Source organism: Variovorax sp. J31P207, from assembly GCF_030316965.1.
Taxonomy (GTDB): Bacteria; Pseudomonadota; Gammaproteobacteria; order Burkholderiales; family Burkholderiaceae_C; genus Variovorax; species Variovorax ginsengisoli_B.
This window is the reverse complement of the sequence record NZ_JASZYN010000006.1, coordinates 1-23,290: the sequence shown is the minus strand read 5'-3', so window position 1 is coordinate 23,290 and position 23,290 is coordinate 1. Positions and strand designations below refer to the sequence as shown.

23 protein-coding genes and 2 tRNA genes are annotated in these 23,290 nt (G+C 68.7%); 12 read left to right on the top strand and 13 right to left on the bottom strand.

Annotation, left to right across the window (positions count from 1 at the left end; all coding sequences use genetic code 11):
* Position 1 precedes the first annotated feature (1 nt).
* A complete protein-coding gene (locus tag QTI68_RS20645; RefSeq protein ID WP_286523998.1) occupies positions 2–1,843 on the bottom strand; it encodes a PhoX family protein in 1,842 nt (613 codons plus the stop codon).
* Positions 1,844–1,932: 89 nt separating this feature from the next.
* On the opposite strand from QTI68_RS20645, the gene QTI68_RS20640 reads away from it, so the two are divergent.
* The gene (locus QTI68_RS20640; protein ID WP_286523997.1) at positions 1,933–2,769 is read left to right on the top strand and encodes a crotonase/enoyl-CoA hydratase family protein; all 837 of its coding nucleotides are present in this window, start codon (positions 1,933–1,935) and stop codon (positions 2,767–2,769) included.
* Positions 2,770–2,773: 4 nt separating this feature from the next.
* On the opposite strand, the gene QTI68_RS20635 is transcribed toward QTI68_RS20640, so the two are convergent.
* Positions 2,774–3,445, bottom strand: coding sequence for a nitroreductase (locus QTI68_RS20635; RefSeq protein WP_286523996.1), 672 nt, complete (start codon positions 3,443–3,445; stop codon positions 2,774–2,776).
* 66 nt (positions 3,446–3,511) lie between these two features.
* On the opposite strand from QTI68_RS20635, the gene QTI68_RS20630 reads away from it, so the two are divergent.
* On the top strand, positions 3,512–3,736 hold the full coding sequence (locus QTI68_RS20630) for a hypothetical protein (protein WP_286523995.1): 225 nt from the start codon (positions 3,512–3,514) through the stop codon (positions 3,734–3,736).
* A gap of 90 nt (positions 3,737–3,826) precedes the next feature.
* Here QTI68_RS20630 and QTI68_RS20625 read toward each other — a convergent pair whose 3' ends face one another.
* Entirely contained in the window at positions 3,827–5,605 is a 1,779-nt protein-coding gene (locus QTI68_RS20625; protein WP_286523994.1) for a hypothetical protein, read from the bottom strand.
* A gap of 1,550 nt (positions 5,606–7,155) precedes the next feature.
* Between QTI68_RS20625 and QTI68_RS20620 the strand changes: the two genes are divergently transcribed.
* Complete coding sequence (locus QTI68_RS20620) at positions 7,156–7,644, top strand: BON domain-containing protein (protein ID WP_286523993.1); 489 nt, start codon at positions 7,156–7,158, stop codon at positions 7,642–7,644.
* A 1-nt stretch (position 7,645) separates the two neighbouring features.
* Here the strand turns inward: QTI68_RS20620 and dkgB are convergent, their stop codons facing one another.
* Positions 7,646–8,455 (bottom strand): 2,5-didehydrogluconate reductase DkgB, encoded by an 810-nt coding sequence (gene dkgB / locus QTI68_RS20615; RefSeq protein ID WP_286523992.1) that lies wholly within the window; start codon positions 8,453–8,455, stop codon positions 7,646–7,648.
* Positions 8,452–9,657, bottom strand: coding sequence for an MFS transporter (locus tag QTI68_RS20610; RefSeq protein ID WP_286523991.1), 1,206 nt, complete (start codon positions 9,655–9,657; stop codon positions 8,452–8,454). Before QTI68_RS20610 ends, dkgB begins: the two co-directional genes overlap by 4 nt.
* A 106-nt stretch (positions 9,658–9,763) precedes the next feature.
* On the opposite strand from QTI68_RS20610, the gene QTI68_RS20605 reads away from it, so the two are divergent.
* Together QTI68_RS20605 and QTI68_RS20600 are read left to right on the top strand one after the other, a co-directional pair.
* Positions 9,764–10,648: a LysR substrate-binding domain-containing protein gene (locus tag QTI68_RS20605; protein ID WP_286523990.1), complete on the top strand. Its 885-nt coding sequence runs from the start codon at positions 9,764–9,766 to the stop codon at positions 10,646–10,648.
* 179 nt (positions 10,649–10,827) lie between these two features.
* Positions 10,828–11,067 carry a DNA-directed RNA polymerase subunit alpha C-terminal domain-containing protein gene (locus QTI68_RS20600; protein ID WP_286508974.1) on the top strand — a complete coding sequence of 80 codons (240 nt, stop codon included), beginning with the start codon at positions 10,828–10,830 and terminating at the stop codon, positions 11,065–11,067.
* A gap of 24 nt (positions 11,068–11,091) precedes the next feature.
* On the opposite strand, the gene QTI68_RS20595 is transcribed toward QTI68_RS20600, so the two are convergent.
* Positions 11,092–11,289: a hypothetical protein gene (locus QTI68_RS20595; protein WP_286523989.1), complete on the bottom strand. Its 198-nt coding sequence runs from the start codon at positions 11,287–11,289 to the stop codon at positions 11,092–11,094.
* A gap of 102 nt (positions 11,290–11,391) precedes the next feature.
* Between QTI68_RS20595 and QTI68_RS20590 the strand changes: the two genes are divergently transcribed.
* On the top strand, positions 11,392–12,633 hold the full coding sequence (locus tag QTI68_RS20590) for an NUDIX hydrolase (protein WP_286523988.1): 1,242 nt from the start codon (positions 11,392–11,394) through the stop codon (positions 12,631–12,633).
* A gap of 68 nt (positions 12,634–12,701) precedes the next feature.
* On the opposite strand, the gene QTI68_RS20585 is transcribed toward QTI68_RS20590, so the two are convergent.
* Complete coding sequence (locus QTI68_RS20585) at positions 12,702–13,076, bottom strand: VOC family protein (RefSeq protein WP_286523987.1); 375 nt, start codon at positions 13,074–13,076, stop codon at positions 12,702–12,704.
* A gap of 30 nt (positions 13,077–13,106) precedes the next feature.
* A tRNA-Arg gene (locus QTI68_RS20580) sits at positions 13,107–13,183 on the bottom strand.
* 144 nt (positions 13,184–13,327) lie between these two features.
* Between QTI68_RS20580 and QTI68_RS20575 the strand changes: the two genes are divergently transcribed.
* Complete coding sequence (locus QTI68_RS20575) at positions 13,328–14,146, top strand: class I SAM-dependent methyltransferase (protein WP_286523986.1); 819 nt, start codon at positions 13,328–13,330, stop codon at positions 14,144–14,146.
* A 67-nt stretch (positions 14,147–14,213) separates the two neighbouring features.
* On the top strand, positions 14,214–14,573 hold the full coding sequence (locus QTI68_RS20570; RefSeq protein ID WP_286523985.1) for an SPW repeat protein: 360 nt from the start codon (positions 14,214–14,216) through the stop codon (positions 14,571–14,573).
* A gap of 72 nt (positions 14,574–14,645) precedes the next feature.
* On the opposite strand, the gene QTI68_RS20565 is transcribed toward QTI68_RS20570, so the two are convergent.
* The 4 genes from QTI68_RS20565 to QTI68_RS20550 all read right to left on the bottom strand — a co-directional run bounded on the left by QTI68_RS20565 (position 14,646) and on the right by QTI68_RS20550 (position 17,527).
* Positions 14,646–14,722: transfer RNA gene (locus QTI68_RS20565), tRNA-Pro, on the bottom strand.
* Positions 14,723–14,773: 51 nt separating this feature from the next.
* On the bottom strand, positions 14,774–15,478 hold the full coding sequence (locus QTI68_RS20560) for a glutathione binding-like protein (RefSeq protein WP_286523984.1): 705 nt from the start codon (positions 15,476–15,478) through the stop codon (positions 14,774–14,776).
* A gap of 77 nt (positions 15,479–15,555) precedes the next feature.
* Entirely contained in the window at positions 15,556–15,816 is a 261-nt protein-coding gene (locus tag QTI68_RS20555) for a UBP-type zinc finger domain-containing protein (protein WP_286523982.1), read from the bottom strand.
* Positions 15,817–15,844: 28 nt separating this feature from the next.
* Positions 15,845–17,527 (bottom strand): FAD-dependent oxidoreductase, encoded by a 1,683-nt coding sequence (locus tag QTI68_RS20550; protein ID WP_286523980.1) that lies wholly within the window; start codon positions 17,525–17,527, stop codon positions 15,845–15,847.
* Positions 17,528–17,661: 134 nt separating this feature from the next.
* On the opposite strand from QTI68_RS20550, the gene QTI68_RS20545 reads away from it, so the two are divergent.
* The 3 genes from QTI68_RS20545 (at position 17,662) to QTI68_RS20535 (ending at position 21,250) form a co-directional block, all read left to right on the top strand.
* A complete protein-coding gene (locus QTI68_RS20545) occupies positions 17,662–18,525 on the top strand; it encodes a GNAT family N-acetyltransferase (RefSeq protein ID WP_286523978.1) in 864 nt (287 codons plus the stop codon).
* Positions 18,526–18,646: 121 nt separating this feature from the next.
* On the top strand, positions 18,647–20,785 hold the full coding sequence (ppk1, locus tag QTI68_RS20540) for a polyphosphate kinase 1 (protein ID WP_286523977.1): 2,139 nt from the start codon (positions 18,647–18,649) through the stop codon (positions 20,783–20,785).
* A gap of 3 nt (positions 20,786–20,788) precedes the next feature.
* A complete protein-coding gene (locus tag QTI68_RS20535) occupies positions 20,789–21,250 on the top strand; it encodes a SixA phosphatase family protein (protein WP_286523976.1) in 462 nt (153 codons plus the stop codon).
* A gap of 10 nt (positions 21,251–21,260) precedes the next feature.
* Here QTI68_RS20535 and QTI68_RS20530 read toward each other — a convergent pair whose 3' ends face one another.
* Positions 21,261–22,781 carry a Ppx/GppA phosphatase family protein gene (locus QTI68_RS20530; RefSeq protein WP_286523975.1) on the bottom strand — a complete coding sequence of 507 codons (1,521 nt, stop codon included), beginning with the start codon at positions 22,779–22,781 and terminating at the stop codon, positions 21,261–21,263.
* 212 nt (positions 22,782–22,993) lie between these two features.
* Between QTI68_RS20530 and QTI68_RS20525 the strand changes: the two genes are divergently transcribed.
* Positions 22,994–23,290 (top strand): substrate-binding domain-containing protein (locus QTI68_RS20525; RefSeq protein WP_286523974.1); only part of this gene is annotated, 297 nt, incomplete at its 3' end.

The window sequence follows — 23,290 nt, the reverse complement described above, 5'->3', positions numbered from 1 at the left end:
GTCAGGTACCGACGATACCGCCATCGCGCCGTCGCACGACGACGGTGGCCGAGCGCGGCCGCGCGCTGCCGGGCAGCGTGCCATCGGGCCAGGCGCTGTTCGGCGTGCCGCTGCCGTCGGCGCGTGTTTCGCCCGGATGCTGGATGTTGACGAACAGGCTGCGGCAGTCCGGGGTCAGCACGCAGCCGGTGATCTCGCAGCCGGCCGGGCCGACCAGGAAACGCTTGATGCGGCCGCTGGCCGGATCGGCGCAGAGCATCTGGTTGTTGCCCAGGGCGGCCATCGGTCCCTTGCCGATGGCACTGCCGCTCATGTCGGTCTGGATCCAGAGCAGGCCTGCGCTGTCGAAATGCAGGCCGTCGGGGCAGCCGAAGGCATCGGCTTCGGCGCTCGGATAGTGCGCGCCGGACCCCGGCACCGCGGGGTCGCCGGCCAGCACGAAGTGGTCCCAGGTGAAGCTGTTGCTGGCAGCGTCGCCCGCGTCTTCGCGCCAGCGCAGGATGCCGCCGAAGATGTTGCCGGCCCGCGGGTTGGCGGCGTCGACCGGCGGCATGCCCGGCTGTCCGCGCAGGCTGTTGTGGGTCAGTGCGACATGGACCGCGCCGCTCGCCGGATCGACCGCGATCCATTCGGGCCGGTCCATCCGGGTCGCGCCCACGATGTCGGCCGCCTGCCGTGCATGGATCAGCACCTCGGCCTGGCTGGCGAAACCGCTGGCGGCGTCGGCCCCGCCGTGGCCGTGCCGCAGCGCGAGCCATTGCCCGCGGCCGTCGGCCTCGAAGCGCGCCACATGCAGCGTGCCCTCGTCGAGCAGGTCGCGGTTGGCGGCGCGCGCCGCCGCGTCATTGCCGGGCCGGACCTTGTCCCGGCTGACGAACTTGTAGACGTATTCGAAATTCGAGTCGTCCCCCATGTAGATCGCGAGCCGGCCATCCCGGGTCAGCGTGCAGGTCGCGCTTTCCTGGTGCTTGCGGCCGAGCGCCGTGCGCTTGACCGGCGTGGACGCGGGATCGAAGGGGTCGATCTCGACCACCCAGCCGAAGCGGTTCGATTCGTTCGGGTGCTTTGCGATGTCGAAGCGCTCGTCGACGCGCCAGTAGTCGACCCAGGTGCCGGCGCCCAGTCCGTAGCGGCGCTGCGCGGGCGTCGGCGACATCTTCGGGGCACCGAAATAGACATGAAAATTCTCTTCGCAAGTGAGGTAGGTGCCCCAGGGCGTGACGCCCATCGCGCAATTGGCGAAGGTCCCGGCGACCCGGTCTCCGGTCGGGTCGCCGGCGGTGCGCATCAGCGGGCTGCCGCTCGCCGGGCCCGCGATGCGCATCGGCGTCTGGCCATGGATGCGCCTGGCGAAGCGCGAGGGCAGCACCTGGCGCCAGCCGGCCGGCGTCAGGGCGATCTCGATCACCGACACGCCCATCGCATGCAACGATTTCTGTGCCTTGTCGGCGGTCATGGGCCTGGCGCCGTCCGGATGCAGCAGCTGCTCGTCGGTGTACTCGTGATTCATCACCAGCAGGCCGCGATCGGCGCTGCCGTCGAGCGGCAGGAAATGCATGCCGTCGTGATGCATGCCGGCCTGTACCGCCTGATCTGCAGCACTGTTCGAGGCGTCCGGCGCAAAAGCCGGCATCGCGCCGGCGATGCCGGTCGGACTGCCCCAGGGATACAGCACCTGCGCCTCGTAGCCGGGCGGCACGGTGACCGCGTCGCGCAAGGTGGCCGGCACCGCGCTGAAGCCGAGGCGGTCGGCGCCGGCGGGCCGCGCGCGCGTCTCGCCCATCAGGGCGACGACCGCGACGGTGGCTGCGGATCGGAGGAACTGGCGGCGGGCGAGCGGCAAGGCGGGAACTTTCTCTCTCTGTTGACTGGGCGACAGCGCCATCATCGCCGAGCATCGATACTCGCTCCCACCGAACACCAGGAGACACCGTGAACGATCGCATCGAATCCATCCGCCACGCCGACGGCGTGGTCGAACTGCACATGACGCGCGCCGACAAGATGAACGCGCTCGATCCGGCGATGTTCGACGCCTTGATCGAGGCCGGCGAGCGCCTGCGCGACGCGCCGGACGTGCGTGCGGTGGTGTTGACCGGTCGCGGCAAGGCCTTCTGCGCCGGCCTCGACATGAAGTCCTTCGAGCGCATGGGGGAGGGCGCCGCTTCCTCCGTGATCGGCGAAGGCGCCGCCAGCGCCGACATCATGGTGCGCACCCACGGCATCGCCAATGCGGCGCAGCAGGTGGCGATGGTCTGGCGCCAGGTGCCGGTGCCGGTCATCGCCGCGGTGCATGGCGTGGCCTTTGGCGGCGGTTTCCAGGTGGCGCTCGGCGCCGACGTGCGGCTGGTCGCGCCGGACACCAAGATGTCGGTGATGGAAATCAAGTGGGGGCTGGTGCCCGACATGGGCGGCATCGTCCTGATGCGCGAACTGGCGCGCGATGACGTGGTGCGCGAGCTGACGTTCACCGGGCGCATCTTTTCCGGCGAGGAAGCGCTGGCGCTCGGTTTCGCGACCCGCCTGGCGGCCGATCCGCTGGCCGAGGCGCTGGCGATGGCGCACGGGATCGCGCAGAAAAGCCCCGACGCGATCCGCGCCGGCAAGCGGCTGCTCAATGCGGCGATGGGAGCCGGCGCGGCCGAACTGCTGCTGGCCGAGTCGCTCGAGCAGAAGGCGTTGATCGGCAGTCCCAACCAGACCGAGGCCGTGCGCGCCAATGTCGAGCGGCGCACGCCGCGATTCAGCGACGTTCAGCCGGCGGGCTGAACGCTCAGGCGTCCCTGAAGCGAAGCCATTCGTCCACCGGCGCGCGGTCGCTCACCAGGGCGTTGACGGCATGGGCCGGATCGCGGTGGCCGATCGCCATGCCGCAGAACAGCATGCGCTCGGGCGGCAGTTCGATCGCGGCGGCGACGGTGGCCGGGTAGATCGCCCAGCACTCCTGGGCGCAGCTGTCGAGGCCCTCGCCGCGCAGCAGCAGCATCACGGTCTGCAGGTACATGCCCAGGTCCGACCACTGCGGCGGGCCCATGCTGCGATCGACCGAGCAGAACAGCGCCATCGGGGCGCCGAAGAAATCGAAGTTGCGCGAGAACCAGCGCCGGCGCGCCGCCTTGTCCTCGCGCGGAATGCCCAGGCGCGCATACATCGCCTCGCCGACCTGGAAGCGCCGGTCGCGCCAGGGCGCTCGCAGCGCAGCGGGGTAGATGTCGTAGTCGGTCGGCTCGGGCTCGCCGCCCTGGGCCAGCCGCTCGCGCATGGTGGCCCGCAGCGCGCCCAGCGCGTCGCCCGCCAGGACGTCGATGTGCCAGGGCTGGAGGTTGCCGCCCGAGGCCGCGCGCGCGGCCAGGGTCAGCACCCGGCGGATGGTGTCGCGGTCGACCGGGGTCGGCAGGAAGGCCCGGATGGACTGGCGGCTGGTGACGGCTTCCTGGATCTGCATGTTGTGCTTGAAGTGGGTCGAGCGAGTTTAAGCAGCCGGCCGGGGCGCACGCGGCATACTGTGGCCGTGGCCATGTACCTACTTCATCGTTTGGCAGCCGAAGAGCTGCCCGTCGCCGTCGCTGGCGGCGCTGACATCGACGCCTTGCGCGTGCTCAGCATGGCCGGGCATGTCAAGGCGGCGATTCCCAAGCCGATGCGCACTCTGGACGGCTATGCGCAGCCGCCGGCAATGGTGAACGAGATCACCTCGCTCGGGCGCACCATGCTGAAGCGCTTTCCGATGCGCTAGCGACGCGACACCGCCGCGTCTCGCAAAAAAAACGGCCCGCTGAAAGCGGGCCGTTTTTCGTGGTGCTTGCCGATGGGCAGGCTCTGCCGGTCAGGGCACGTTGGCCGTCTTGATCTGGAACGGCTTGCCCGGGTAGGCCATGGCGCCGGCGTACTCGATCGCCACGTTGCCGGTCGGCGTCACCGGGCAGCTGGTCGTGGTCGGGCAGGCCTTGCCGTCGGCGAAGACGACCGGGCCGTAGCGGTAGTTGCGCAGTGCCCTGCCGGCGTAGTCGGCCACGCTCACCACGTAGCCCATGGTGGCGAAGTTGTCCGCGTCCTCGACCGCGATCGGGTCGGCCAGGCGCGTGTCCTGCAAGGTGCGCACGATGCTGCCGCTGCTGTTGCCGTTGTTCGAGAAGCGCACCCACGAGACCTTGCGGTCGGTGCGCGAATTCACCAGCACCTGCGTCTGCGTGTTGCCGCTCGGCTCGCCCTTGGAGAGGGCGATCGAGGTCGGATTGCGGCCGATGCCCGTGACCGAGCCCACCTCCGTCAGGGCGCCCGCCGCCGGTGCCGGAGGCGAAGCGCCGTTGGCGTAGCCGTCCAGGCTGTAGATGTGCAGCGTGCCGTCCTGCGTCGCGACCCAGGCCCGGCTCGCGCCACCGAACGCGGTGGTCTTCACCGCGGTGGGCCGCTGCGCCAGCGAGATCGTCTTCACCACCGTCGGAACCTGCGAAGGCTGCTGCGTGAAGGTGTAGGGCCACTGGGTGTCGGCCTGCCCCAGGCTCGCCATCCGTGAATTGAAGGTCGCCTGGTCGCCGCCGAAGTAGACGCTGTTGACGTAGGTGAACAGCGGTTTCAGGTCGATGAAAGCCACCTTCTGCTCCGACTTGGAGATCACCACCGCCACCCCGCCCTTGGCGTAGCGGCCGTAGTTGGCGCCGCCGCTCAGGAAGCTCTGCCGATTGCTCTGGCTGGTCAGCGGCGTCTGCCAGGCGATCCCGCGGCCGTTGATGTCCAGCGTGAGCCATTGGTCCAGGCCGGTCGTGACCGCGATCTCGGTCGGCGCCGCCATGCCGGGCAGGTCGACGTAGCCCAGGATCTTCATGAAGGCGATGTTGCCCACGTTGAACAGGCCCGGGTAGGCGGCGCCCCACTCGTACCAGTAGTTGACGGTGGTCGAGGGTGAGTACGGATCGCAGCCAGGGCACAGGCCGGCCAGCGCGACCACCGCGACCTGGCCCTTGAGGGCGGTCGTGTCCCACACCGTCACCAGCGCGAATTCGCTGTCGTTGGTCATGGCGATGCCGGTCGGCACCTTGTTCGCAGGCAGTTTGACGGTCGTCGGGGTGCTCGCGGTGTTCGAGCCGGCGGTGCCGATCACGCCGTTCTGGTAAGCCACCAGGCTCTGGTTGCAGAAGCCGGTCTGGCCGCTGCAGCGGCCCATCGCCACGGGATCGCCGGTGACGATGCCGGCCTTCTTGTAGCTCGCGGCCGTGAAGCTGTCCATGAGGCCGGCGGCCGTCCCGCCCACGGTCCAGCTGAGCTGGGGCGTCTGGGCGAAGGTGTTGTACTGGTAGCCGGTTATCTGCAGATCGGTGACGCCCATGCGCTGCGACGGATCGTCGGCGACATAGGTGAGGTTGGCCGAGCTGGTGGAATAGAGGCCGGCGTCGGCCGTCGGCGCACCACCGATCTGCCAGGTGCCGGCCAGGGTGCCGCGGCCCGGGATGTTGAGCGGATTGGCCGGATCGTGCGCGTACAGCGTCGGAATGCCGGTATTGTCGACGGCAGCGACCCCGGCGGCGGAACCGTAGCGGTAGGCGATGCCGGCATCCTTGCTCATCTGGGCCGCCATGGCCCGATAGGACGTGGCGATGACGTTCATCGACGAATCCACGACGTCGCCCGAGATGGGGGCGGGTGCTGGTGCCGGAGCAGGAGCCGGAGCCGGAGCCGGAGCCGGAGCCGGAGCCGGAGCCGGCGTTCCTGCCGTCAACGATTCGCAGACACGGGGCGAGGCAACGCCAGGCTCACCGAAGATTGTTGCACCGCAATAGACGGGCTGGTTCCCGGGCACGGGACTGATAGACCAGTTCGTTCCCTTGCCGAAGCGCACGATCGCGTTGGTCGGCAGCGTGAAAACTTGGCCCTCGTTCGCGACGAATGTCGCGACTTGGCCGGCCGGAGCCGGAGCCGGAGCCGGAGCCGGGGCCGGAGCCGGTGCGGGAGCCGGGGCCGGGGCGGGAGCCGGGGCGGGAGCCGGGGCCGGAGCCGGGGCCGGTGCGGGAGCCGGGGCCGGTGCGGGAGCAGGAGCCGGAGCCGGCGTTCCTGCCGTCAACGATTCGCAGACACGGGGCGAGGCAACGCCAGGCTCACCGAAGATTGTTGCACCGCAATAGACGGGCTGGTTCCCGGGCACGGGACTGATAGACCAGTTCGTTCCCTTGCCGAAGCGCACGATCGCGTTGGTCGGCAGCGTGAAAACTTGGCCTTCGTTCGCGACGAATGTCGCGACTTGGCCTGCCGGAGCCGGAGCCGGAGCCGGAGCGGGAGCGGGAGCGGGAGCGGGAGCGGGAGCGGGAGCGGGAGCGGGAGCGGGAGCGGGAGCCGGGGCGGGAGCGGGAGCCGGAGCCGGCGTTCCTGCCGTCAACGATTCGCAGACACGGGGCGCGGCAACGCCAGGCTCACCGAAGATTGTTGCACCGCAATAGATGCCCATGTTCCCGGGCACGGGACTGATAGACCAGTTCGTTCCCTTGCCGAAGCGCACGATCGCGTTGGTCGGCAGCGTGAAGACCTCGCCTTCGTTGGCGACGTGGGTCGACACCTGGCCGGCCGGAGCCGGGTAGGCCGTGACGGCGGCAAGTACGGCACCGCCCTTTTTGTCGGTCGGCGCGGCAACGGACGCGCTCGCGTCGCCGATCAGCGTGCCGGTTCCATCCACGGTGGATGCGGACTCGATCTTGTCGATGCTGCCCGGCGCGGCGACACCCAGTCCACCGCTGCTACCCCCACCCCCACAACCTGCTAATGTCCCCGCTGCAATAAGAAGCAGTAGAGAACTTTTATCTAATGTTTTCAACAAAAAGACCTCGAAATTAAGACGAATACCGGTTTGTACGTGGGAAGGGTCCTACGCAGCAAGTCTTCTTTCAATTCTTTTCGTTATGTGTATTAACTGCTTGGGCGCTGTTACAACCGTATTGGCCAGTGACGATTTCGGTGACAACTGCCTGCTAACCTCCGGAAAATGCATGTAAGCGCAGGCAACATTCTGTCAACTGATTTCATCATGCGGGATTAATAAATTCGTATTCAACCTACAGCCAATTGAGGCCCTTTCTGTCGCCGCTATTGCAGGGACGCCGGACAGAATTCGCGGACGCGAGAAGCCCCTGGGTCGGCTCTCGACATCCGTGAATAGGAGAGTCTTCGATGAGCAAGAGGTGGATCAGCGGCCTGGCAGCGGCGAGTTGCGTTCTTGGGCTGATCGCGTGCACGGAGCGGGCCGGAGATTCGACCGGCAAGCGCGCGGACACCGTCGGCCAGGCGGAGAAGGCGGCGGCCGCCGCGGGCAACAAGGCGGCCGAAATGGCCGAACTGGCGCGCGACAAGACCCGCGCCTTCATCACCTCGCCTGAGGTCAGGCAGGACGCCGCGGCGGTCGGAAGTGCGATCAAGAACGCCGGCAACGTTGCCGTGGGCACCGTCGACGACGCCGCCATCACCGCATCGGTGACCCGGGCCCTGGCCAAGGATCCGGCGCTGAACGCGGGCCGGATCGAGGTCGAGACCCGCGCTGGCGTCGTGCATCTGGCGGGCCACGCCCCCAGCGCGGCCGCCAAGGCGCGGGCGGGCCAACTGGCCGGCGGCGTGCAGGGCGTGAGCGCCGTCGACAACGCGCTTGAAGTCCAGGCCCTGTGATTCAGTCCCAGGCCGGCGCCAGGCCCTCGGGACTGGTGAGCCGGCCGTTGCGGTCCAGCGCGGCGATCTGCGCCATCTCGGATTCGCTGAGGCGCAGTTCGCGCGCCAGCAGGTTGCTTTCCAGGTTGGCGCGCCGGGTCGACGACGGGATCACCGCGTAGCCCAGTTGCATGGCCCAGGCCAGCGTGACCTGGGCCGGGGTCGCCTGCCGCGCCGCCGCGATCTCGCCGATCACCGGGTCCTTCAGCACCGCACCGTAGCCCAGCGTCATGTAGGACGTGATCGGGATGCCCTGCCCGAGGGCGAAAGCCACCGCCTTGCGGTTCTGCAGGTAGGGATGCAATTCGATCTGGTGGGTCGCGATCTCGCCGGCGCCGACCGCCGCGATGGCTTGCCGCATCAGTTCGATATTGAAGTTCGACACGCCGATCTGTTGCGCGAGGCCCTGCGCCTTGGCGTCGACCAGTGCGCCCATGAACTCGGCCACCGGCACGGCGCCTCCGGGCGACGGCCAATGGATCAGCACCAGGTCCGCGTGGTCGGTGCGCAGCTTGGCGAGGCTGTCCTTCAGGCTCGGGACCAGCTTGTCGGCCGCGTAGTTGTCGGTCCAGATCTTGGTGGTCAGGAACAGCGCGCCGCGCGCCACGCCGCTGGCGGCGATGGCTTGCCCGACCTCGGCCTCGTTGCCGTAGATCTGGGCCGTGTCGATGGCGCGGTAGCCGAGTTCCAGGCCGGTCGCGACCGAATCGATGGCGGACTGGCCCTGGAGGCGGAAGGTGCCGAGGCCGAAGGAAGGAAGGGTGGGGATCATGAGGAGGTCCTTGGTTGACGGAAGTCGAGGGAGGGAGTGGCCGGGCGGACGCGGTCGAGCCGGCCGCTCCAGGCCGTGAGCGCCAGCGCGACCAGCACCACCAGCGCGCCGATCCAGCCCGTATGGACCAGTCCCAGGTGCGTGACCACCAGGCCACCGGCCCAGGCGGCACCGGCGATGCCGAGGTTGAAGGCCGCGATGTTGAGGCCCGAGGCGACGTCGACCGCCTCCGGCGCGTGGCGCTCGGCTTGCTGCACCACGTAGACCTGCAGGCCGGGCACGTTGCCGAAGGCCACGGCACCCCACATCAGCACGGTGACGAGGGCGAGCCACTTGTGCGGCGCCGTGAAGCTCAGCGTCAGCAGCACCGCCGCCAGCAGGGCGAAGATGATCTTGAGCGCCGGCACCGGCCCCAGCCGGTCGGCCAGCTTGCCGCCCCAGAGGTTGCCGGCTGCCACCGACAGCCCGTACACCAGCATCACGCCGCCGACGGCGCCGGGGCTGAAGCCCGACACCTCGGTAAGGATCGGTGCCAGGAAGGTGAAGGGAATGAACGAGCCCCCGTAGCCGATCGCGGTCTTGGCATAGACCAGCAGCAGGCGCGGCTCGGCCAGCACCCGGAGCTGCTGCCTCAGCGAGGCGGGCGGCCGGTGACGGATGTCGTTCGGCACGAACAGCGCGCTGCCGATGAAGGCGATCACGCCGAGCGCCGCGACGGCGAGAAAGGTCTCGCGCCAGCCGAAGTGCTGGCCGACGAAAGTGCCCAGCGGCACGCCGGTGACCAGTGCCACCGTCAGCCCGGTGAACATGATGGCGATCGCGCTGGCGGCCTTTTCCTTCGGCACCAGGCCGGTGGCGATGGTCGAGCCGATCGAGAAGAACACACCGTGGGCGAGCCCGGTCAGGATGCGCGCGGCGATCAGCGTCTCATAGCCAGGCGCCTTCCAGGCCAGCAGGTTGCCGAGCGTGAAGAGCGCCATCAGGCCGAGCAGCAAGGCCTTGCGCGGCAGCTTGCCGGTCAGCGCGGTAAGCACCGGCGCGCCAATGGCGACACCCAGCGCGTAGAGGCTGACCAGCAGCCCGGCGGAGGGCAGGCCGATCTGAAGGTCGGCCGCGATGGTGGGGATCAGGCCGACGATCACGAATTCGGTCGTCCCGATGGCGAAGGCGCTGATCGTCAGCGCCAGCAAAGCAATGGGCATGAATGCACTCCTTGGAATCAGGGTGCGAGTGTGGCGGCTTGACCTTTGCAGAATAAGAGGGTTGGAAGCACAATTTATTTGACTCGGAATCAACAATAGGAAAACCGTGAAAACCACTGTCGAAGAGTTGCAGGCCTTTGTCGCGGTGGTCGATGGCGGCTCCATCACCGCGGCTGCCGACCAGCTCGGCCAGACGGTCTCTGGCATCAGCCGTGCGCTCGGCCGGCTCGAGCGCAAGCTGGCCACCACGCTGCTGCGCCGGACCACGCGCCGGCTCGAACTCACAGAGGAGGGGCGGGCCTTCCTGGCGCGGGCGCGCGCGATCCTGATCGCGATCGACGAGGCCGAGGAGCAGATGGCGGCGCGGCGCCAGCAGCCCGCCGGGCGGCTGCGGGTCAATGCGGCGTCGCCGTTCATGCTGCATGGCATCGTGCCGCTGGTGCCGGCGTTCCGCTTGGCCTATCCGCAGATCGATCTCGAACTCGACAGCGACGAACTCAACATCGACCTGCTGGAGCGTCGCACCGACATCGCGATCCGCATCGGGGCGCTGCGCGATTCGACGCTGCATGCGCGCCCGCTCGCCACCAGCCGGCTGCGGGTGCTGGCGAGCCCGGCCTACCTCGCCGGGCACGGCCGACCGAAGAACGTGGGGGCGCTCGCCAGCCACACGCTGCTGGGCTTCACGCAGCCCGAGTCGCTCAACCGCTGGCCGCTGCGCGGGCCGCATGGCGACGAATGGCCGATCACGCCGGCGCTGACGGCATCGAGCGGCGAGACGCTGCGCCAACTCGCGCTCGCCGGGGCGGGCATCGTCTGCCTGGCCGACTTCATGACCGCGGCCGATTGCGCCCGGGGCGACCTGGTGCAACTGCTGGTGCGCGACACCGTCGAAGTGCGCCAGCCGATCAACGCGGTCTACTACCGCAACACGCAGCTGTCGGCGCGGATCACGTGCTTCCTCGACTTCGTCGGCGAGCGCCTGGGTTGAGGCGAAGGTTCTGGAAAACCCTGTATGAAAAAAAGCCAACCGTCTGAAAAAAGAACAGTTCGATTGTTCTCTATTCAGTCGAAATGGTTGATTCTCCAGTGAAAATCCCTGAAAGGCGGGTGTCCCTGGCTTGGCATGAACTGTGCAAGTTCCAGTCATCGTTTTCAGGAGGCTTCGCCATGGATCCACGCCACCCCGCCCACGCCGCCACGCCGGACCCGGTGCTCGACGCCGACATCGCCGTCCTTCGGCTGTGCGACCGCACCACCAACCTGCTGCGCGTCAACGAACTCAACACGGTCCGCGACCTGGTCCGGCTGCCGGCCCGCAAGCTGTTCGCGCTCTCGCGACTGGGCCGCAATTCGCTGCGCGAGATCGTCGACAGCATCGACCGCCAGGGCCTGCGACTGGCTGAATGAGCCGGTGACCCGGCGATCGCGGTCTCAGCGACCCTGGTTCAGGCGTTCGCGACCCTGTTCGGTCAGGAACTTGCCGCCTTGCCGGTCGCAGCCGACCAGGCCGTTCGACAGCAGGCGCTCCGACACGCTGATTGCCTCGGTCGGCGAGCGCCGCGTATGGGCCTCGTGCAGGGCTTGCAGCGTGCGCCATTGTTCGTCATTGAGCTGAATCTTCTTGACCAAGTAAAACCTCCGTCGACGCGCGGGAGTGTGGCGCAATCGGCGGCTTGCTTCCTCCCCCCTACAGACGAGGCGCGAAGCTGGTAAAACGGCAGCCGACCTCGAATGAACCCAGCTTCTCACTCCCCCCCGTTGGCGCCCAGGCGCCCGATCCGTTTCGCTGCCACGCTGATCGTCCTGCGCGATGGCGCCGCCGGCCTCGAGGTGCTGATGCTGCGCCGCGCCGAGAAGGAGGGTGACCAGAACAGTGGCGCCAGCGTCTTCCCCGGTGGCGGTGTCGACCCCCAGGACCGCCTGCTCCATGGCTGTTGCGACGCGCTCGACGATGCCGCGGCGAGCCGCCGCCTGGCGTTGCCGGCGGGCGGCCTCGATTTCTACGTGGCGGCGATCCGCGAGTGTTTCGAAGAGGCCGGCCTGCTGTTCGCCAGCGAGGCCGAGGGCCGCCCGGTCGCCCTCGACGCGCTGTCCGATGCCGAAGTCGCGGCGCTGCGGGCCACCACGGAGGAGGGCGCGGCCTCGCTGCGCGGGCTGTGCGCCGAGCGCGGCTGGGGACTAGCGGTCGATCGGCTGGCTTACTTCGCCCACTGGCTCACGCCGCCGGGCATGCCGCGGCGCTTCGACACCCGCTTCTTCGTCGCGCTGGCGCCGCACGGGCAGCAGGCCCGCCCCGACGGCCGGGAAACGGTGGAGCATTTCTGGTTGCGGCCGGCCGAGGCTCTCGATCCGGCCCGCGGGCTGCGGCTCATGAACGTGCAGCGCCGTGTGCTGCAGCAATTGGCGGCCTTCGGCAGTGCCGAGGCTTGCGTGGCGCACGCCCGCGGATTGCCGCAGATCCCGCTGGTCATGCCGCGCCGTGCCTTGGCGGCGGACGGGCCGCGCGCCGTGAACCCGGACGAGCCCGCCTACGCCGAGATCGCCCGCATCGATCCGGAGGGCGAGGGCCACGCCCGCTGCGAACTGGACGACGGCCTGGTCATGTCCCTGTCGCCGCGCGTGCTGCGGGTGACCGTGCGCCGTGCCGGCGTGCTGGTCAATGGCTATCTGGTCGGGGGCACCCGCAACGAGTGGGCGCTTATCGACGTCGACGGCGGCGACGAGCGGCATCGGGCCTTGCTGCTTTCATCGGCGCCCGGGCCGGTGCGGTGGGTCCTGTCGGCGCAAGACATGCCGATCGCCCTGGGCGAGCGCATCGACCTCGGCGGCTGCGGGCTGCGCGTGCTGCGCCAGGGCTGGCTGCTGGAAGAAGAGCGGATGCTGTTCGCCGCCGAGGCGCCCTCGGTGCCGGCCCTGCCCGTCGGCGAGGTCGAGTGGCTGGCATTGCGCAGTGGCTTCCTGCTGCGCATCTAAGATGCTTGCGGGACAGACCAAGAAACTGCGCAGCAGTTTTTGCTCTGTCCTCAACTGACCAGGCACCGTCAGAGGCTCTGGATCACCGCCATGATGTTGCCTTCGCTGTCCTTGAACCACGCGGCCCTGGCGCCGCCCTGGGTCACGATGCCGCTGGCGTCCTGGCCCGGCATGCCGTAGGTCTCGAAGACCACGCCGCGCGCCTTCAGCTCGGCCACCTCGCGCTCGATGTCCGCCACCTGCCAGAAGGCCTGGCTGGCCTGCGAGGTGCCTGCGTTGGGGGTCGGATAGAGAAAGCATCCGGTGCCGCCGGCGAATGCGTAGTGCACGCCGCCCGCGAGCTCGGCTGCGGGCGTGAAGCCCAGCTTCTCTTCGTAGAAGCGGCGCGCGCGAGCCATGTCGCTGGCGGGGATGTAGGCGTACAAGGGGGATTGCTGCAGCATCGATGTCTCCTGGGCGGGAATCACGTGCAATGGCGCGGCGGACAGGAATCGAACCCGTAACCCCCAGCTTAGAAGGCTGGTGCTCTATCCGGTTGAGCTACCGCCGCGCAGAGAAACTGAAAAGCCGCGACCTGGCATGCCGGGGGCAGCGGGTGCGAGACCGCGATTCTACGGTGGCCGCGGGCGTTGGCGGCGGCGATGTGGCCGGTGATACTGGCGGGCGGCACGAACGCCGCAAGCAGGAGGCCTTCATGGACACACCCGGTTCCGACGCGATGTTCGCAGGCTCGATTCCGGAGCTCTACGACACGCACCTGGTGCCCCTGATCTTCGAACCCTATGCGCGCGACCTTGCGCGCCGGGCGGCGGCGCTGGCGCCGGGCCGCGTGCTCGAGACGGCGGCCGGAACGGGCGTCGTCACGCGGGCGCTGGCAAGAACGCTCCCGGCGCAGGTCGAACTGGTCGCCACCGACCTGAACCCGCCGATGCTGGCGCGCGCGGCCGCCGTCGGCACCGCGCGGCCGGTGACGTGGCAGCCGGCCGATGCCATGCAGCTGCCGTTCGCGTCGGCGGCGTTCGACCTTGTGGTCTGCCAGTTCGGCGTCATGTTCTTTCCCGACAGGGCCGCCGCCTTCGCCGAGGCGCGGCGGGTGCTTCGGCCTGGCGGCGCATTGCTGTTCAACGCCTGGGACCGCATCGAGGAGAACGAATTCGCGGACGTGGTCACCGCCGCGCTCGCTGCGCTCTATCCCGACGATCCCCCACGTTTCATGGCGCGCACGCCGCACGGCTATTTCGACCGCGAACTGATCGCGCGGGACCTGGCCGCCGCGGGATTCGAAACCGCCCCGTTGATCGAGACCGTGACGGCGCGCAGCCGCGGCCCGTCGGCCCAGGCGGTGGCGCTTGCCTACTGCCAGGGCACACCGCTGCGCAACGAGATCGAAGCACGCTCGGCGGATGGATTGGCGAGTGCCACCAGCGCCTGTGCACAGGCCCTGGAAGCGCGCTTCGGCAGCGGCGCGGTCGACGGGCGGATCCAGGCCCAGGTGGTCTTGGCAAGGAACTGAACCTTCGAGCCGTCGTTGAAGTCGAACGAGGGTCGCCGCGATCATGCGACGACAGGAGGTTAAAGCCATGAAGCACGTCAAGCACTGGCAGGATCCGCTGAACGCGGCGCTCGGTGTCTGGTTGATTCTGTCGCCCTGGGTGGTGGGCTTCCAGGACCAGGCCACGCCATCCATGAATGCGGTGGCCGTGGGCATCTTGCTGGGCGCCACCGCGCTGGGCGCCACCTTCGTTCCCCGCGCATGGGAAGAATGGACCGAAGGCGCTCTGGGGCTCTGGATGGTCATCTCTCCGTGGGCGCTCGGCTTCGCCGCGGTGCGCGATCCCAAGATGACCGCCGTGGTCACGGGCGTCGCTGTCGTCGTCCTGGCCCTCTGGGTGCTGGCGACCGACAAGGACTACATCCACAGGGGCAAGCCGGCGCACTGACGGCCGGCGCGTCAGCTGCGAAAAGCAAAACGCCTGCAAGAACCCAAGTCCTTGCAGGCATTCACTTTTTCTTGGTCGGGGCGAAAGGATTCGAACCTTCGACCCTCTGGTCCCAAACCAGATGCGCTACCAGGCTGCGCTACACCCCGACGAGCCTTCGATTCTAACCCGGGAATCGGGGCCAGGCCGGGCAACGCGCCTCAATGACGCTGATACTGCGTGCTGCCGAACAGGATTTCGCGTTCTTTGTCGCCCGTGAGCGGCTGCCGAAGGTCGGCCAGCACCTTGACGCCGCGCTGCACCGCGGGCCGGGCGGCGATGCCCTCGAACCACTTCTTCAGGTGCGGGTAGTCGGCCAGCACGATGCCCTGGTTCTCCCAGCTGCGCAGCCACGGGAAGATCGCGATGTCGGCAATCGAATAGCTGTCGCCGGCGATGAACGGGTGGCTCGACAGCTGCTTGTCGATCACACCATAGAGCCGCTTGGCCTCGTTGCTGTAGCGCTCGATCGCATAGCCGATCTTCTCGGGCGCATAGAGGCGGAAATGATGGGCCTGGCCGAGCATCGGGCCCACACTCCCCATCTGGAACATCAGCCACTGAAGCACCTCGTAGCGCTCGCGGTCACCCGTTGGCAGGAACTTGCCGGTCTTGCCGGCCAGATAGACCAGGATCGCACCGGACTCGAAGAGCGAGATCGGCTGGCCGTCGGGTCCGAGCGGATCGGTGATGGCGGGGATCTTGTTGTTCGGGCTGATCTTCAGGAAACCGGGGTCGAACTGGTCGCCCTTGCCGATGTGGATCGGGTGCGCGCGGTAGGGGAGGCCGCACTCCTCCAGCATGATGTGGACCTTGTGGCCGTTGGGCGTGGCCCAGGAATAGACGTCGATAGGGGCTTGGGTCATGTTGCGTCGGGATGAGAAGCCGGCCAGCATAGCCCCGGCCGGGATTTCTTGCCGGCCGCGCCCCGCCCCGGGATCGCCTACCCGACCTGGCTCCCATGCGCATAGCACCACATCCAGTCCTCGTCCGGCTCCAGCGATGCGACGACGGCATGCCCGGTGGCGTGGAAGTGCCGCGTCGCGTGCTGGTTCTTCGACGAATCGCAGCAGCCCACGTGGCCGCAGTGGATGCACAGCCGCAGGTGGACCCAGGCGTCGCCGAGCGCAAGGCATTCCTCGCAGCCGGCCGACGACGGCGGCACGATCACGTTCGGCACGTGGGAGCAGGGGTAGACGGACATCGAGGGGACTCCTTGGTCGTCGGGCGCCTCAGGCCGCCGTCGCGGCTGCAGCAGCCAGATGCTGGTGGATCAGCGCGACCACCGCGGCCCCTTCGCCGATGGCGCCGCCGACCCGCTTGACCGAGCCCGAGCGCACGTCGCCGACCGCGAACACGCCCGGAACGCTCGATTCGAGTGCCGCCGCGGTCTTGGCCGGAAAGCCGCCGCGCGCCACCTGGCCCGTGAGCACGAAGCCGTGCTTGTCGAGCGCCACGCCGCAGCCCTGGAGCCAGTCGGTCTCGGGCAGGGCGCCGATGAAGAGGAAGATGTTGCGCGCCGGGCAGTCTTCCTGCAGGCCGTTGCGCCGGTCCCGCCAGGTGGCGCCGTTCAGGCCGCTGGCCGGCTCGCCATGGAGCGACACCAGCTCGGTGTGCGGGTGCAGCTCGATGTTGTCGCTGGCCTCGATGCGATCGATCAGGTAGCGCGACATGGTGGCGGCCAGCGAAGGCCCGCGCACCAGCACGTTGACCTTGGCCGCATGCTGCGACAGGAACACCGCCGCCTGGCCGGCCGAGTTGCCGCCGCCGACCAGCGCGACCTCCTGCTTGGCGCAGAGCTTGGCCTCGAGTGCCGACGCCCAGTACCAGATGCCCCGGCCCTCGAAATCGGCCAGCCGCGGTACCTCGGGCCGACGGTAGCGCGCGCCGCTCGCGATCACCAGGGTCTTCGACCTCAGCCGCCTGCCATCGGCCAGGTGGACCGAGACTTCGCCGCGCGTTTCGGCGGCGCTGCAATCGAGCGATTCGACCTGGGCCGGGATCAGCATCTCGACGCCGAACTTCTGCGCTTGCACATAGGCGCGCCCGGCCAGCGCGCCGCCCGAGATGCCGGTCGGGAAGCCGAGATAGTTCTCGATCCGGGCGCTGGCGCCGGCCTGGCCGCCGAAGGAGCGGCAGTCGACCACGATCACGCGCAGGCCTTCGGAGGCCGCGTAGACCGCGGTGGCGAGCCCGGCCGGTCCCGCGCCGACCACCAGCACGTCGAACAGGTCGTCGTGGTCGATGCTGTCGACCATGCCGAGGCAGCGGGCCAGCGCGTGCTCGGTCGGGTTGGGCATCACGCTGCCGTCGGGGCAGACGGCCAGCAGTTCGGCCTCTCCGTACTGCTCGAGCAGCGCGGCCGCGTCGGCGTCCTGGGTCACATCGACCACGTGATATGGATAGCCGTTGCGGCCCAGGAAGTTCTGCAGCCGCAGCACGCCGGCCGACTGCGGCGGCCCGATCAGCACCGGCCCGCTGGCGCCGGACTCGATCAGCGCGACCCGGCGCAGGATCATCGCGCGCACCAGCCGCTCGCCCAGGTCGGCCTCGGCGATGATCAGCGCCCGCAGCTGGTCCGGGGGCACCAGCAGGGTCTCGACGTCTGCTTCGGCGTGGCCGTCGACCAGGGCGGGACGCCCCGACAGCTGGGCGATCTCGGCCAGGAAATGCCCCGGGCCCTGGTGTTCGATCGGCACCACGCGGCCGAGGCCGTCGCGCTGCGTGATCGCCACCACGCCTTCGAGCACGACGAACATCCCTGGCCCGGGCTCGCCGGCCCGGAACAGGCAGTCACCGCGTGCATAGCGCCGCACGCTGCCGAAGCGCCGGATGCGCCCGATGTCCTGCGCGCTCAGGACCGGAAACATCTGGTGGCGGCGGGTCTCGACTTCGATTCTTGTTTCGGTGGCCATCGGCTCTCCATGGAACGAGTTTGCGGAATTAAACGCTGAAGCGGCCTGCAGCGCCGGCCGTCATCGAATTGCCTTCGAACGGACATGCTTGTTTCACCGCGGATGCCGAGACTGCCTTCGCAGAAAGGGTCCTTATGAAAGAACTGCCCACGCCCACCTTCCCGTTTTCGCAGCTGGGTCTGCGCGGCGCCCTGTGGCCCGCGCCAGAACCGGCACGCCCAGCCGATGCAATTGCCGTGCCCCGCGCCCGGCCGGTGGCCGCCGACAGCGCCGCCGGCATCAGCGTGAGCTGGGCCCGCCACCAGGACGAGGTCCGTGCCGCCCAGCGGCTGCGCTACACGGTGTTCGCCGGCGAAATGGGTGCGCGGCTGACGACGCCCGTCGCCGGCCATGACATCGACCTGTTCGACGACTTCTGCGAGCACCTGCTGGTGCGCGACGACGCCAGCGGCCAGGTGATCGGCACCTACCGGGTGCTGACGCCGGCCCAGGCCCGCCGCGTCGGCAGCACCTACAGCGACATCGAGTTCGACCTGACCCGGCTGCGCGACCTGCGCGAGCGCATGGTCGAGCTGGGCCGCAGCTGCGTCCATGCCGAGCATCGCCAGGGCGGCGTGATCCTGGCGCTCTGGGGTGCCCTGGCGGGCTTCATGAGCCGCAACAAGCTGGACACGATGATCGGCTGCGCCAGCATCCCGATGTGGCATCACGGCGTGACAAACGGCGATGCCGCGGCCAGCATCTGGCGCCAGCTCTCGGCCACCCACATGGCGCCGATCCAGTACCAGGTGCAGCCGCGCCTGCCGCTGCCGGTGCAGCGCCTGGACGGCGCACTCGACGTCGAGCCGCCGGCCCTCATCAAGGGCTACCTGCGCCTCGGCGCCAAGGTGCTCGGCCCGCCGGCCTGGGATCCGGATTTCAACACCGCCGACCTGCCGATGCTGATGCGCATCGACGATCTGCCGGCGCGCTACAAGCGTCACTTCCAGGGCCGGTGAGGAGCGCCGGCGCCGCGGGAACTTGTCATGTGACAGTCACAAAATTGTCATGTTCGGCCTCGACACTGGCAAGCTGCGACCACTTAGCATTTCTGCGGCGGTTGTTACAAAATCCTTCTTCATGTCGCCAGCCACTCTCGACACCTCGCCCGCCATCGCCGAACCCGCCCTGACCCTGCTCGATCGGGACCATGCCATCCTGGCCTTCAACGAGCGCGTGCTCGACTGGGCCTACCGCGCCGAAGTGCCGCTGATCGAACGGCTGCGCTATCTGTGCATCGTTTCTTCGAACCTCGACGAATTCTTCGAGGTCCGGGCCGCGCCGCACTTGGCGGCCGGCGTCGCCGGCGAGCAGAAGGGCAACTACACGGTCGAGAGCTTCGAGCGGCTGGCCGCGGCGGCGCATTCGCTGGTGGGGCGTCAGTACGGGCTCTACAACGAAGCCCTGATCCCGGCCTTCGCGGCACAGGGCATCCACATCATCTCGCACGGCGAGCGCAACCCGGCCCAGCGCAAATGGGTGCACGAGTACTTCGAGCGCGAGGTGCGCCCGCTGCTGATCCCGGTCGGGCTCGATCCGGCCCATCCGTTCCCGCAGGTCGCCAACAAGTCGCTCAACTTCATCGTCCGGCTCGGCGGCAAGGACGCCTTCGGCCGCGAGAACCCGATCGCCATCCTCAAGGTGCCGCGCGTGCTGCCGCGGGTGATCCGGCTGCCGGCCAAGCTGTCGGGCGGCAAGACGCTCTTCATCGCGCTGTCGAGCGTGGTGCGGGCCCACCTGTCGAGCATGTTCCCGGGCCGCGAGGTCGGCGAGTTCTCGCAGTTCCGCGTGACGCGGCATTCCGATCTCGCGGTCGACGAAGAGGACGTGCGCAACCTGCGCACCGCGCTGCGCCAGGGGCTGCAGCATCGCCACTACGGCCAGGCCGTGCGGCTGGAGGTCTCGTCCAGCTGCGCCGAGGCGCTGGCGAGCTTCCTGCTGGCACAGTTCAACCTGCCGGCGCCGGCGCTCTACCGGGTCCACGGGCCGGTGAACCTGGCACGCCTGACCCAGCTGATCGACCTGCTCGAGGAGCCGCAGCTGCGCTTCCCGCCGTACCAGGCGTCCTATCCGATCACGCTGTCGCCGGGCCAGTCCTTCTTCGACCGGCTGCAGCGCGGCGACGTGCTGATCCACCAGCCCTTCGAGAGTTTCGGCGGCGTGCTGGCCTTCCTGCGCGAGTCGGTGCAGGACCCGCAGGTGCTGGCGATCAAGCAGACCATCTACCGCACCGGCACCGACTCCGAGCTCATGGACCTGCTGCGCGAAGCGGTGCGCCGCGGCAAGGAGGTGACCGTGGTGGTCGAGCTCAAGGCGCGCTTCGACGAGGAGGCCAACATCAACTGGGCCGAGATGCTCGAGTCGATCGGTGCCCAGGTGGTCTACGGCGTGGTCGGACTCAAGACCCATGCCAAGATGCTGCTCGTGACCCGCCGCGAGGGCAAGAAGTTGCAGCGCTACGGCCATCTGTCGACCGGCAACTACAACCCGCGCACCGCCGCGCTCTACACCGACATCAGCCATCTCACGGCCGACCCGCTGCTGACCGCCGACATGGAGGCGGTGTTCGTGCACATGGCCAGCCAGAGCCGGCTGCCGAAGCTCCATCGGATGTGGCTGGCGCCTTTCGACCTGCATCGCAACCTGATCGCCCGCATCGATGCGCTCGGCACGGCGTCCGCAGCCGGCGAAGCCACGCGCATCGTCGCCAAGATGAACGCACTGACCGACGAGGCGCTGATCGCCGCGCTGGTCCACGCGGGCCAGCAGGGCACCAAGATCGACCTCATCGTGCGCGGCGCCTGCACCTTGCCGGCGCAGGTGCCGGGCCTGACCGACAACATCCGGGTGCGCTCGGTGATCGGCCGGTTCCTGGAGCATTCGCGGGTGTTCTATTTCCGCCAGGGCCAGGACGAGTCGCTGTACCTGTCGAGTGCCGACTGGATGAACCGCAACATGCTGCGGCGCATCGAGCTGGCCTGGCCGGTGACCGATCCGGTGCTGCGCCAGCGGTTGATCGACGAGTGCCTGGTGGCCTACCTGCACGACGGCCGCGATGCCTGGGACCTGGGCGCCGACGGGGCCTACCATCGGGTCTACGCAGATACCCATCCGGGCGAGGAGGGCGCCTCGCGGGCCATCGAGGCCCATGGCGCCCAGACTGCGCTCATGAACCGCTACGCATCGCGCGGACGCAGTCGCGCCGCATCACGGGACTGAACCATGGACCTCATTTTCTGGCGCCACGCCGAGGCGGACGACTGGGTGGAAGGCTGCGACGACATGCAGCGCTCGCTGACCTCGCGCGGCGAGAAGCAGGCCAAGCGCATGGCCGCCTGGCTCGACCGCCAACTGCCCGAGGGCACCCGCATCATCTGCAGCCCGGCGCGCCGCTGCGAGCAGACCGCCCTGGCGCTCGGGCGCAAGTTCAAGATGCGCACCGAGCTCGCGCCCGACACGACCCCCGATGCGCTGCTGGCGGCCGCCGGCTGGCCGAACGGCAAGTCGGTGGTGCTGTTGATCGGCCACCAGCCTTCGCTGGGGCAGGCGATCTCGCTGCTGCTGGGACTTCAGCAGGACAGCTGCCCGGTGCGCAAGGGGGCGGTCTGGTGGATCCGCACGCGCGAGCGCGACGGCGACGTCCAGACCGTGGTGGTGACCGTCCAGGCGCCCGAACTTCTGTAGCCTGCGCGCCTCAGGAAGCGCCTGAGAGTTCGACCCGCCACGGCGTCTTCTGCCAGGCCAGCACTTCCTCGCGCAGCAGGTGGGCCGACTGCGGGAACAGCGCTGACCAGCCGGGGCGGCAGCCGACGATGAAGCGCCGCCCTTCGGGGCGCTCCAGCGTCAGCCCCTGGAGGTCCGGGTCGCGGCGCGCGTGGCACAGGATCACGGCCAGCCGCAAAGCGATCAGCTGCGAGACGAAAGCGTCGTCGTCGAGTGCGCTTTCGAGCTTGCGCAGCTTGCCGCGGTGACCGAGCACCAACTGGCTCAGGGCATGCATCTCGTTGACGGCGAAGCCGGGTGCGTCGGCGTTGTCCAGGATGTAGGCGCCGTGCTTGTGGTATTCGCTGTGGGAGATCTGGGCCCCGATCTCGTGCAATTGCGCAGCCCAGCCGAGCTTGCGCAGCGCCCGGCCGGCCCGGCTGGTGGTGCTGCCGCCGCGCGCCGCGGGGTTCAGCTGCACATACAGGGAGGCCGCGGTCTCGCCCACCCGCTTGACCTGGGCCCGGTCGACCGGGAAGCGGGCCGCGAGCCGGGCCACGGTGGCGGTGCGCAGGTCGGCGACGACGTCGTCGCGCTCCAGCAGCTCGTACAGCACGCCATGGCGCAAGGCCCCCTGGGCGACCCGCATCTCCTCGATCTCGAGCAGGTCGAACACGGCCCGCAGCACGCTGACGCCGCCGCCGATCACCGGCTTGCGGTCGTCGCGCATGGCATCGATGCGCAGCCGGTCGGCGCTGCCGGCCCGCAGCAGCCGGTCGACCAGCCAGTCGAGGCCTTCGCGGGTGACCAGGCCGGGCTCGTAGCCGGCCGCGGCCAGCACGTCGCCGACGGCACCGATGGTGCCCGAGGCGCCGTACACCACGTCCCAGCGGTCGGGAAAATAGGTACCCAGCGCATCGTCGAGCACGGCCTTGGCTGCCACTTCCGCGGCCTGGAAGGCCGCCGGGGTGAACAGGCCCTGCGGGAAGTGCTTCATCGACCAGGCGACGCTGCCGACCCGGTAAGACTCCATGACTTCGGCCTCGTGCGCCTGGCCGATGATCATCTCGGTCGAGCGGCCGCCGATGTCGACCACCAGGCGGCGTTCGCGGTCGCTGGCGTCGGTGTGGGGCAGGGTGTGGGCGACGCCCTGGTAGATCAGCCGGGCCTCTTCGCGCCCCGTGATGACGTCGATGCCGAAACCGAGCACGGTGCGCGCGCGCAACAGGAATTCGTCCCGGTTGCGCGCCTCGCGCAGGGTCTGGGTGGCGACGGCACGGACCTGGGAGCGGTCGAAGCCGGCCAGGCGTTCGCCGAATCGGGCCAGGGCATCCCAGCCGCGCTGCATCGCCTCGGGCGTCAGGTTGCGCGCGTCGTCCAGGCCGTTGCCCTGGCGCACGGTCTCCTTGAGGTACTCGGTGCGGTGGATCTGGCCATGGTCGACCTGGCCGATCTCGAGCCGGTAGCTGTTCGAGCCGAGATCGACCGCGGCGAGGCGGGTTCCGTTTTTCATGATGAGGTGCAGAGGTCGGGGCCTGATCGTAGCCCGGCGGGGTTCCGAGGCTAGGCGGGCTGTGTGACGAATATGTGACAGCGACACATGGATACGCGTCACCAAAGGCGATTTTCCCTCTGTGGGAGGGTGTCACGACGCTGTCACACAAGCTTTCTAGAGTCGCTGCCAAGCCCTCCAAGGGGGTTCTCTTGCAGCTCAAAGGAAGCACCATGAAAACGACGTTCAAATTTGCAGCCGCCGGCCTGATCGCCGCCGCCATCGCCCATATTCCGGCCTTCGCCCAGGAAGCCACCGGCGCCGGCGCCAGCTTCCCGGCGCCGCTCTATTCCAAGTGGGCCGCCGACTTCAACAAGGCCACCGGCGCCAAGATCAACTACCAGTCGGTCGGCTCGGGTGCCGGCATCAAGCAGATCGATGCCAAGACGGTGGACTTCGGCGCTTCCGACATGCCGCTGTCCGACGACGAACTCAAGACCAAGGGCCTGATGCAGTTCCCGACCGTCATC